Source organism: Dietzia sp. ANT_WB102 (assembly GCF_008369165.1).
In the GTDB taxonomy this organism is placed as follows: domain Bacteria; phylum Actinomycetota; class Actinomycetes; order Mycobacteriales; family Mycobacteriaceae; genus Dietzia.
On the sequence record NZ_VOBA01000001.1, the window covers coordinates 1,828,595 to 1,839,169 of the forward strand.

Here is a 10,575-nt window from a genome sequence, read left to right on the forward strand (position 1 = left end):
AGAATCCCACGCAAGGCCGCAGGTAGTGACGTAGGTCATATTAATCGCTAGGGTCAAGTGTCCGAACAATTCGGTTGAAGGAGATACCGGCAGCTGCCGGGCGAAGACCGCAACCGGCCGTAGAGGCATCTGTCCCGACATGGGCGTCTCGAGCCAGGACGAATCGATCGCGCTCACAGCGTGACGATCAAGGAGGACAGATGTTCCCACGACGGCATGTACCGGGAAGGTCCCGAGGTCTGATCGCTCTCGTCGCACTGGGGGCGATCATCCCGGTTGTCCTCAGTGGCGCACTGCTCTCCGGAGCCGTGTCGGCCGAGACGCCCCAGCCGGCGACCACAGGGTCGGCAGCTCCCGCTGGCTCTGTGCCCGCAGCGCTGCAATCGCAATTTCGGCAAGCCGTGGACGAGACGATGGCCGAATACGGTGTACCCGGCGCGGCGGTAGGCGTATGGGTCCCCGGCGACGGAACATGGACCGCCGCCGCAGGCCTCGCCGACATTGCGAGTAATACTCCAGCCAGCACAGGCACGTCCTGGCCGTTGCGCAGCATCACGAAGTCGTACACAGTCACGCTCATTCTGCAGCTCGTCGACCAGGGCGCACTCAGTCTCGACGACACCATTGGCAAGTACGTGGACGGCGTGACCAACGGCGACACCATCACCCTCCGCCAACTCGCGAACATGACCAGCGGTAACGCGGATTACACCAACGAGAAATTCGCGGACGCCTACGAGGCCGACCCCGCCCGCCTGTTCACCCTCGCCGAACTCAACAGTTTCATGCTCGGCATGCCAGAACAGTTCTCCCCAGGCGCGCAGCACGTGTACACGAACGCCAACACCAATCTTCTCGGTGCTGTTGTCGAGAAGGTGACCGGCGCGCCTTTTGCCGAGGTCCTCAACGCGCGCATTCTGCAGCCACTCGGCCAGAAGGACACGCACTACATCCTTGATGTGAACAAGTGGGCAGAGCCGCACCCCAGCGGATACTCACCAGGCGAGGACGGCCCGGAGGAACAGCACCAGAACCTCTCCATATTCGGCCCCGCCGGGTCCATGGTCACCACCATCGACGATGCGCGCGTCTGGGGTGAAGCCCTCGCGACTGGAGCCCTGGTGGCCCCGGGGACCCAGGCTGACCGTCTCAAAGGGACGCCTTTGGATGCTGGTCCGCCGTACGACATCTACGGGCTCGGTATCGGCGAAACGGACGGATGGTGGGGCCACAACGGAGAGGGGCTCGGGTTCACCGCAGCGATCTTCCACAATCCCGAATCCGGGGCGACGATCGCCGTGTTCATGAACCTGTCCAATGCCGTACTGCAGGGCCACCCCGCGGACCAGCTGTTTCGCCGGCTCGCACACATCCTGGAGTCCTCAACGGCAGGCTCGCTCGGGTCCCTCGGGCCACTTGCGATGTCGGTCGGGTCCACATGACAGTCGCCCCGGCGGCATGCTGAGATACGAATGCTGTCGTCGTCCGCCGACACCGAGCACTACGTGATCCCCGGCTCCAGGACCACCAGCTGCTGCGTCGCCCGCGTCATGGCTACGTAGCGGTCGACCGCCCCCGTCACGCCCGAACCGAGCAACTCGGGGGCGATCACAATCACTAGGTCGAACTCGAGGCCCTTAGCTTGAGTGGGAGTGAGAAGGCGGACTCGGTCAGATCCGGCGAGGTCTGGAGCCATCGAACTGAGCGCGTGAATCACGCACGCCACGCCCTCGGGGTGAGCAGCCAACCAGGCGTCAACGACACGATGGAGATCGGTGATCCGGCCGTACTGGACCGGTACTCCGCTGCGGCGGACCGACTCGGGGACGGCGGCGTCGGGGCGAACCGACCTGATCACCGGGGCTGCGGCCTCCATGATCTCCGCGGGCGTGCGGTAGTTGATGCTCAGCTGCACAGTGGTGATACGGGCGGGGGAGAGGCCGATGCGCGCGAGCCGCTCGGGCCAGGTTTCGTTGAAGTCATGGCGAGACTGGGCGCGGTCGCCGACCACTGTGAGACTGCCCGACGGGCAGCGGCGCAGGATCATCCTCCACTCGACATCTGTAAGTTCCTGCGCTTCGTCCACAATGATGTGGCCGAACGGGCCCGAGAGACGAGGCGTGCCGGCCGACGTTGTCTCGTCGGTCGTCGGGTCGAGCAAAGCCTCCTGCAGGTCGGTGTGGCGGAGCATCGCGGAGACGCCCTCGGGGTCGTCGTCGGCGGCGACGAGCTCATCGATCACCTGCCTGCGGCGGGCGAGTTCTGCGGCGTGCTCGGCGCGGCGGCGCTGAGACCCGCGTGCCCAGTTGGGGTCGCCCAGCCGGTGGCGGGCCGCGTCGAGGAGCGGCAGGTCCGCAGTCGTCCATGCGTCGGGCCCGGAACGCTGGAGGAGCCTAATCGCCTCGGTGATCAGCCATGGTGCGCACAGTCGCAAGTACGCGGGGACGGTCCACAGGTCACCGACGAGATCGGCCGCATCGATCATCGGCCAGGCCCGATATAGGGCGCGGTGCAACTCCGGGTTCGCCGCGAGCTCCGCCCGGAGGACATTCTCTGGGACGGTCCCTTTGGCTTTCTCGACCAGGATGTCGGCGAGCGTCTCGCTGATCTGCGGGTGGGACTCGTTGTGCGGGGTGCCGTCCTCCACGGAGGTGAACGCCTCGGCCCAGTCTGCAGGCGTGAGATGCAGATCTACCCACTCGGTCTGTACCAGCATCGGCTGCCCCGGCGGCTGTTCATAGAAGTGTGCCGCGGTCTCAATTGCCCCGACCATGCGCAGCTCGGACTTTAGGCGAGCGACCTCGATATCGCGCTCGTCGGGCAGTCCGCCTGTCGGTGACGTTATCGCCGCACCGAGAGCGTCCAGCCCGAGATCAGCCACCGTCGCCGTCTGCACGCTGTGCTCTCCGAGCGCGGGGAGCACAGCGGCCACGTAGTCGAGGTATGGCCGATGCGGCCCGACGAGCAGCAAGTTCCCGCGCCGCTGGCCCTCGAGGGACTGCGCGTGCAGCAGGTACGCCGCCCGGTGCAGGGCCACCACTGTCTTGCCGGTGCCCGGGCCGCCATCCACGACGAGGGCGCCCCGGGAGTCGGCGCGGACAATCGCGTCCTGATCGGCCTGGATCGTGGTGAGGACATCCCGCTTTCGGCCGGTCCGCGCCTCGGACAAGCTCAGGACGAACGCTGAGAGGTCGTCAGGGCAGACGTGAGAGGAGACCTCGTCGTCATCAAAGACCTCATCCCAGTAATCCACGATCCGGCCGCCCGACCACCGGTACCGCCGGCGATAGGTCACGCCCCTCGGATCACCGAGCGTCGCGGCGAAGAACGGCTCGGCGGCCGGGGTGCGCCAGTCCACCAGCAGGGGAGTCCCGGTCGCATCGGTGAGGCCGATCCGACCGACGTACACCGGTGCGGCCCCGGCCCGACCGGAGCCCGGCGTGGCGGTGGAGTAATGACCGATGCACACATCCAGGCCGAACCGACGCAGGGTGGTGAGCTCGGCGACCAGGCGGCGGATGTCGGAGGCCCGCTCGATTGTGTGCGCCCCACGCCCGGCGGGATCGCGGCGGCGCACGTCCAGGCGGGTCGAGAGGTCGGCGACCCTATCCTCGAGGGCGCGGGAGATGGCGGCGAAGTGGCGATCATCGGCGGCGATGAACGCCGGATCGGCCTTGTGTGACAGGTGGCCGGGGAGGGCAAACGTGCTGGTGGCGGGGCGCGGCATCGCGCAAGTGTGCGCCCCCACGGGGGTCTTGCCGCAAGGCCCCCCACCAGCTATACCTTGAGAGTGGGAGAGAGTCGCACCCCCATCAGATGTGCAGTTCCTCGCCGAGGACCACCGTCCGCTGCGGCGGCAGGTGGAAGGCCTCGGTCCGATTGGCCTGATTCCTCTCCAAAGAGAGGAAGAGCCGCTCACGCCAGTGCCGCAAGCCCGGGGTCCGAGAGGGGCGGAGGGAGAGCACCGACAGGAAATAGGTCGCCGCGGCGAGGTCGATGTCGAGGTCGAGTTGGTCCTTCGCCTGGCGAAGATTTGTCGGAATGTCAGGGGGGTCGGCGAACCCCACCCGCACAGTGAGCCGGATCAGTGCGCCCAGCGGGGAGTCCAGGTGCTCGCTCACATACTTGTCCTCGAGACGGACATGAGGAACATTGCAGTGCTCGAGCCTGACGATGACGACCTGGTCGGGGAAAATCTGCAGATCCGTCACGCAGCTCACCAGCGCCAACGGGGTGGTGTCCGGGTTGGCGTGAGGGAACACGGCCACCGCCGGACCCCGCCCCACCGGTGCCCGGCCGAGCGAGGTGAGGAAGTCTGTCAGCGGCCCCTCCAACTCGCGCCGGGCAGCCGACACTTCGGCATTGCCGCGGCGCCAGGTCATCATCACTACCACGACCGCAGCGGCGAGCAGCACCGGCAACCAGCCGCCATCGATGATCTTGGTGGCATTGGCCGCCAACAGAAGAACCTCCAAGGCCCCGATCGTCACCACGTACAGGACCACCGCCGGCCACCGCCAGCGCCAGACAGAGACCGCGAACATCAGGAACAACCCCGACTCCAGAACCAGGGTGCCGGTCACTGCGAACCCGTACGCGTTGGCCAGCGACGCAGACGAGCCGAATGTCACGACCAGGGACACCACGGTGACAAACAGCAGCCAGTTCAATGCGGGGACGTAAATCTGCCCCGCCTGGTCGCGTGAGGTGTACCGCACAGTCAGTCGGGGCAAGAGCGACAACCGCATCGCTTGGCGCGCGATCGAGAACGCGCCCGAGATCACGGCCTGAGAGGCGATGATCGTCGCCGCAGTGGCCAACACGACCAAGGGGACCTGAAGCGCGCCCGGAGCAAGATGAAACAGGGGATTGCTCACGGCGTCCGGTCGGGAGATGACAAGCGCACCCTGCCCCAGATACACCAAGGCCAGCGCGGGAAGGACCACCACAAACCAGGCGCGACGAATCGCAGACGCCGAGAAGTGCCCGAGATCGGCGTAGAGGGCCTCGGCGCCGGTCACCGTGAGCACCACCGCACCCAACAACACGAACGCCTGGAACGGGTGCCGGAACATCAACTCAACCGCCCACGTCGGAGACAAGCTCACCAGGATCGACGGGTGGGCCACGATATGGGGGATACCCAGCACGGCCAGCACCACGAACCACACAAGCATCACCGGGCCGAACGCCCACGACACCCGCGCGGTGCCGACCGGCTGGACGAAGAACAGCAGGGCCAGCATCCCCACGGCCACCGGGACGACGACCGACCCCAGACTCGGGTTGACCACCGACAGCCCTTCGACCGCGCTGAGCACCGAGATGGTCGGCGTGATCACCGCGTCCCCGAAAAACAGCCCCGCCCCGAGAACCCCGAGGACCGTCACCACCGCGCCGGCCCGTCGACCGTGGAGGTGGCGTCGCAACAATGCGACGAGGGCGAGGATGCCCCCTTCACCGTCGTTGTCGGCCCTGATGACGAGCATGACGAACTTGATCGTCACGATGATGGTGATCGTCCACAAAACCATGGAGATGATCCCGTAGACGTTGTCCGGAGTAACCGCGACCGCATTGTGGCGGAAGCTGAACGCGGTGTGCAGCGCATACAGCGGGCTCGTACCGATGTCGCCAAAGACCACACCTAAGGCCCCGAGCGTCATGACCCCGGCACCGCGCTCGCCACCCCGTCGGGGCGCGCGGCGATGTCGCGTGCTGTGCGGGATCCCCTGACCGGGACGCTTCATTGTCCTAGTGTGCCCCCGCACCGGCGCCCGAACCAGCCCTGTGAACTTCTGCGCTCGGCTGACCCGATCCGCGCGGTTCCACTCCAGCAGGGCAGCCGATCGGCTGCCAGAAATCTGATGGTCAAAAACTGACAACAATAGTGCCGGAGCGGTTGTACAGGGTGAACGACAGTGCCACTCTGACTGTCGACGGCGGACAGCCCGTCGCCTCTCGAAGGAAGGTCGATCTCATGATCTCCAATATCCTTAAGCAACTAGGCACCGGGTCGAGCTTGTATGAATCCGGCTCGGCGGCCGCGGACAGCGCCTACGACATCATGAGCAACTTGCTCCTGGGCGCCGCTAACCTGATTGCGGGCCTCGGTTCCTGATCTTCGACTCGGACGGGGAGCGTGAACGCTCACGCCGTTCGAACTGCACCTCCTCGTATCTCCAGGGGAGGTGCAGTGCGCTGTTCGCACAGCGTGGTGCCCAGTGCGAGGTCTCGCCGAGCTAGCGCCTATAGGGTGGTGTGGACCGGTTCCGGCGCCACCACCGTGTCGCCGATATCCATGCTTCCGCCGTATCGGCGAGTGGGCGCCTGCTGAAAAAGGGATGCACTTGCCTCTTCCACGCCCCTCCGTTGGACTCGCCATGCCGATAGTCGGCTGGAGTGAGAACCACACGCAACGAACTGCGAGCTGGCGCGCCGAGAACGGGGCTCCGCCGCCACGCGACATCGTCGTGATCGACGACGACATCTCCGCGGACAAGGCCCTCCGGCTCGCCCGGTCAGGCACCGGGATGCTTTGGAGAGGCGACTTCCACAACGCCCGGCAGCTCATGCGAGCCCTCGACCGCCGCCTGAAGAAGCGGGCATCCCGCGCACCGCAGGCCGCCGACCCGGGGGAGGGGTTTCACGCCAACAGGAGGGCCCGCGCACAACGAGCGGCGATTCTCGGCGCGATCCTCATCGAGTTGGAGCACGACTACACAATTCGCCTGCGCCGGGCGCCGGACGTGCGTGACGCCTGCCGGCACGCCTACGGGCAGCCAAGCAGCGATGGAAATGGTGCCGCTGGCGAGGAGACTCTCGTGTCGCTACCTGAACTCCTCGGCGTCATCAGCGCCTACGAGTGGCATCGCACAGGAATCGAGATCGGCGCACTAGGCGCGCGGATCCATCCCGCCCACGGCGTCTTCGCTCCCACGCGGGACGAGTACATTGACCTGGTCGCAGACGCTCCCTGGCCGCCGGGCATCCACCAGCCCGTCGTGTGGGACATCGGTACCGGGACCGGAGTGCTCGCCGCAGTCCTGGCCCAGCGCGGTGCCCGACATGTGGTGGCGACCGACATCAACCCGCGCGCGGTGCAGTGTGCGAGTGAGAACATGGACCGACTCGGGATCGCGGACCGAGTCCACGCCGTCGAGGCCGACCTCTGGCCTGCCGGCGAAAAACGGGCCGACCTGGTGGTGTGCAACCCGCCCTGGATACCCGGGCGCCCTACCTCGACACTCGAGCGTGGGATCTATGACCCCGGCTCCGACATGCTCCATCGCTTCCTCAGCGAGCTCCCGATCCACCTGACGCCGCGAGGCGAAGGGTGGCTGATCCTGTCCGACCTCGCCGAACACCTTGGCTTGCGCACCCGCGACGCGCTCCTCGACCGCATTGCTGACGCCGGCCTGGCCGTCATCGGCACACACGTGACGACGCCACGTCACCCACGCGCGGCCGACAGCGCCGATCCGCTCCATTCCGCCCGGGCGCGCGAACGCACCACGCTGTGGCGGCTGGCCGCGCGGGCCTAGTCCTCACAGCGAACCGGTGCACAGTGGCGCCCGGTCGAGTCGGTCCAACTACCGATCTGCGACGCGGGCCTCGACGAGCCAGGTTCCGGCGCCCAGACGGACATCGCCGGTGTGAACGTGATCGCGTAGCGCTGTGGCGGCCGCCTCGACTGCGGCCTCACGGGCGTGGGCATTGGAGATGAGCAGCGGCATGACAACGGGGTTCTGCTCCACGGCCTGCCTCGCCAGATCGTCGAGTTCGGAAGCTGGACCCAAGGTGACCTCGTCAGGTCCGGAGGATATGACGACAGACTCGAAGCCAGCTGATTCAAGCAACCCGCGCACCATGTCGGGGTCAGCCAGTGAGAACGGTCCTGCAGCGCCACGGGGCGGCATACCGGGACCGTTCAATTCTGCGAGCGCTGCCTCGACGGGGATCGAGATGAACGGGTTTTCGGAGGGAGTCTTGAAGCATACGAACGCAAAGCGGCTCCGAGCTTTCAACGAGGACGCGATGTTGGCGAAGGCCACCGTCGGATGGTCGAAGAACATCACACCCAGCCGCGAGAAGGCGGCATCGAACGGACCGGGTAGATCGTCTTTCTCCACATCGAGGACAGCGAATTCGACATTCTCGCCCTCGGTCTCGCCAGAAATTCGGGCCCGGGCGTACTCGATCATCGGACGGGACACGTCGACCCCAACGACCGAACCGCCGGGGTGCACCCGCCGAGCTATCTCGAGAGTCGTGGTCCCTGTCCCGCAGCCGACGTCCAGCACCCGCTGGTGCGGGCCCAGCTCAAGCAGGTCGAGCGCCGCTCGACCAAGGGGCTCGAGAGCTCGGTCGTAAGCGGCTGCGTTGCGCACCCACGAGTCCCCGACGGGGCCACTCCAGATGCCGGCCTGCGATGCGCTCATGATGGGCTCCAATGCCTTGGGCCCATCGTATACCCGACTCGCCGCCGTCGGAACAGTCGCGCGTGGGGACCTCCGGCCTCGTCACGCACCGTTCGCAGTGTCACGAAGCGTCGTCCCTATGACCCAGACAAGAAACTGCACCACCAGCAATGGGGCGATCACGACCAGCGCGCCCCACCCCGTCGTCGCGATCGGCACCCAGTCGTTCCACCACCTGCCGGTATCTCTGAGGTAGTCCGTGGGTGGCGATTTCCACGGGTATGCCGGACCGTTCACCCGCCGGTACTGCTCTCTCGATCGCCCTGTGGACGAGTCGACGAGGACATCCGGCACGGCCGAGGCGTCCACGGTCAGCTGGAAGGCCTCGGGCGGAGGGGACGGAGAAACCCGGTACATGGGAAGGATTCGGCGCCATCGGATTCCCGGATGGCGCCGCCGCGAAAAGGATTTGGCGGACAGCTCCAGCCAGTATTGCTGGAGCTATCCGCCAAGGAGTCAGTCGCGGCCGCTCGTGTTTCGCGGCCCGCTGATCAGAACCAGTGTTTACGTCCACCGATCGTGCGTCCGGCAGCGCCGAGCGCGAACAAGACCAAGCCGATGACCAGCAGGACGATACCGATGGTCCACAGGACGGGGATCTTCAAGATGAACCCGAGAATCAACAGAATTACACCCAAGGTGATCATTCGCATTTCCTTTCATTCAGCAGTGGGATAACACCCACGTGCGATAGTGCTTGAGTAGCTGACGCTACGTGACGATGACATTTCGTGTTACTTGATACCCGGACGTTACGGGACATCAGGCCGGTCCACCACCGGTACCGAATGTGCGCGACTTCGATTACTACGGTGGCGCAGTCAAAACGCAATAGCGTCTTTTGGCCGACCCTGAACTGTACACACGAGTGTTATGTGAAGTTTTTCGGCACTCGCGCCGGTGTTGCCCACGCTGTCGGGTGTGGCGCTCGCTGGGACTTTCCGGAAGCGCGTACGTGGTCTCGTCAACCGGCATATTTGTCGCGGAACTGATATCCAACAGTAGTATCGTGTACGCCAGCGGGTGTTATCGAGGGATTCGAGACTCATGCGACAGGAACCGGCTCCTGCTCGGGCTGGCAAAGAGGTTCCGTCATGGAAGCCACCACAGTCCGGTTGTCCGATTTTCCGGAGAATTTTTACGCCTCAGCTGGGGGCCCGGGTTCGTGTGGTGGCTGCTGTCTGTCCCGCACGCCGTAGTGCAGTTGTCCCTCTAGATTGCGCCCCTCTGAATTGCTTTCACGATCGCGAGCACGGGTGCGTTCTTCGGGATTCTCATCACTGCCACTTCCCGCGACGGCAGTTCAGCTCACCGAGACTCACTCGGACGAGGCGCTGCCGCGGGCACGCTGAACGTACGGCAGCAGGCTTGAAGCGTCGCCGAGTGTGTCATCGGAGATAACGCCGAGGGTGCCGTCCTGTTGGAGGATGACCGCAGCCACGCCGTCGAGGGAGCCGCGACCGGACTGCCGTACGGCTGTGTGGATGTCGTCCTCGAGGAGTCGGTGGCGCCGCAGCATGGTTCTCTGCATCTCGCCCCGGTAGTACATGAGGACCGGCGGGTGGTCCAGTAGACACCGCGCACGGTGAGATCGGGCGCGGACCGTCGCCAGCAGCCACTGCATCAAGACAAGCAGGGCGATGGCGAAGATCAGCTGGGCGAGTGGGACGTCGACGGCGGTGATCGTCCGCGCGAAGGTGGCGCCCACGGCGACGGCGATGACGAAATCCAGCGGCGACATCTGTGCCAGCGTGCGGGGCCCCGACAGTCGCAACATGATCACTATCGCGATCGTGCCGACCGTGACCATGACCAACGTGTGAGCGATCGGCTCCCAGCCGTTCCAGAAGAGGGACAGGTTCATGTCCGGAATAGTCTCCACCCCGACGGACCTGTCACAAATCGGGATCGTGTTGCACTGCGGAGGGTGAGGGAGTAAAACTTTCTCCTTGAAGCAGCCAAGGTGAGGCTAACCTAAAACTTCGGTCGGTTGTCTTCGTGTCGCGCAACACCGCGCCGGTTCCCCGGGAAGGCCTGGGTGCGGGGTGGGCCGGCAGTCCAGTCCACGACAGCAGACACTGCTCTACAGAAAAGC

The 10,575-nt window shown here is 65.5% G+C and carries 8 protein-coding genes; 3 read left to right on the forward strand and 5 right to left on the reverse strand.

Annotated elements, in window-relative coordinates:
• Positions 1–200: 200 nt before the first annotated feature.
• The gene (locus FQ137_RS08400) at positions 201–1,442 is read left to right on the forward strand and encodes a serine hydrolase (protein ID WP_149291981.1); all 1,242 of its coding nucleotides are present in this window, start codon (positions 201–203) and stop codon (positions 1,440–1,442) included.
• Between the two features lie 59 nt (positions 1,443–1,501).
• Here FQ137_RS08400 and helR read toward each other — a convergent pair whose 3' ends face one another.
• Positions 1,502–3,727 (reverse strand): RNA polymerase recycling motor ATPase HelR, encoded by a 2,226-nt coding sequence (gene helR, locus FQ137_RS08405; RefSeq protein WP_149291982.1) that lies wholly within the window; start codon positions 3,725–3,727, stop codon positions 1,502–1,504.
• 85 nt (positions 3,728–3,812) lie between these two features.
• Positions 3,813–5,750, reverse strand: coding sequence for a potassium transporter Kup (locus tag FQ137_RS08410; RefSeq protein ID WP_149291983.1), 1,938 nt, complete (start codon positions 5,748–5,750; stop codon positions 3,813–3,815).
• A 161-nt stretch (positions 5,751–5,911) separates the two neighbouring features.
• On the opposite strand from FQ137_RS08410, the gene FQ137_RS08415 reads away from it, so the two are divergent.
• Together FQ137_RS08415 and FQ137_RS08420 are read left to right on the forward strand one after the other, a co-directional pair.
• Positions 5,912–6,121 (forward strand): hypothetical protein, encoded by a 210-nt coding sequence (locus FQ137_RS08415; protein ID WP_149291984.1) that lies wholly within the window; start codon positions 5,912–5,914, stop codon positions 6,119–6,121.
• A gap of 262 nt (positions 6,122–6,383) precedes the next feature.
• Positions 6,384–7,544: a methyltransferase gene (locus tag FQ137_RS08420; protein ID WP_149291985.1), complete on the forward strand. Its 1,161-nt coding sequence runs from the start codon at positions 6,384–6,386 to the stop codon at positions 7,542–7,544.
• 48 nt (positions 7,545–7,592) lie between these two features.
• On the opposite strand, the gene FQ137_RS08425 is transcribed toward FQ137_RS08420, so the two are convergent.
• From FQ137_RS08425 to FQ137_RS08435, 3 genes are all read right to left on the reverse strand, one after another.
• The gene (locus FQ137_RS08425) at positions 7,593–8,441 is read right to left on the reverse strand and encodes a class I SAM-dependent methyltransferase (RefSeq protein WP_149291986.1); all 849 of its coding nucleotides are present in this window, start codon (positions 8,439–8,441) and stop codon (positions 7,593–7,595) included.
• 530 nt (positions 8,442–8,971) lie between these two features.
• Positions 8,972–9,127 carry a DUF6131 family protein gene (locus FQ137_RS08430; protein ID WP_149291987.1) on the reverse strand — a complete coding sequence of 52 codons (156 nt, stop codon included), beginning with the start codon at positions 9,125–9,127 and terminating at the stop codon, positions 8,972–8,974.
• 671 nt (positions 9,128–9,798) lie between these two features.
• Positions 9,799–10,344, reverse strand: a complete 546-nt coding sequence (locus FQ137_RS08435) for a DUF421 domain-containing protein (protein ID WP_149291988.1) — start codon at positions 10,342–10,344, stop codon at positions 9,799–9,801.
• Positions 10,345–10,575 lie beyond the last annotated feature (231 nt).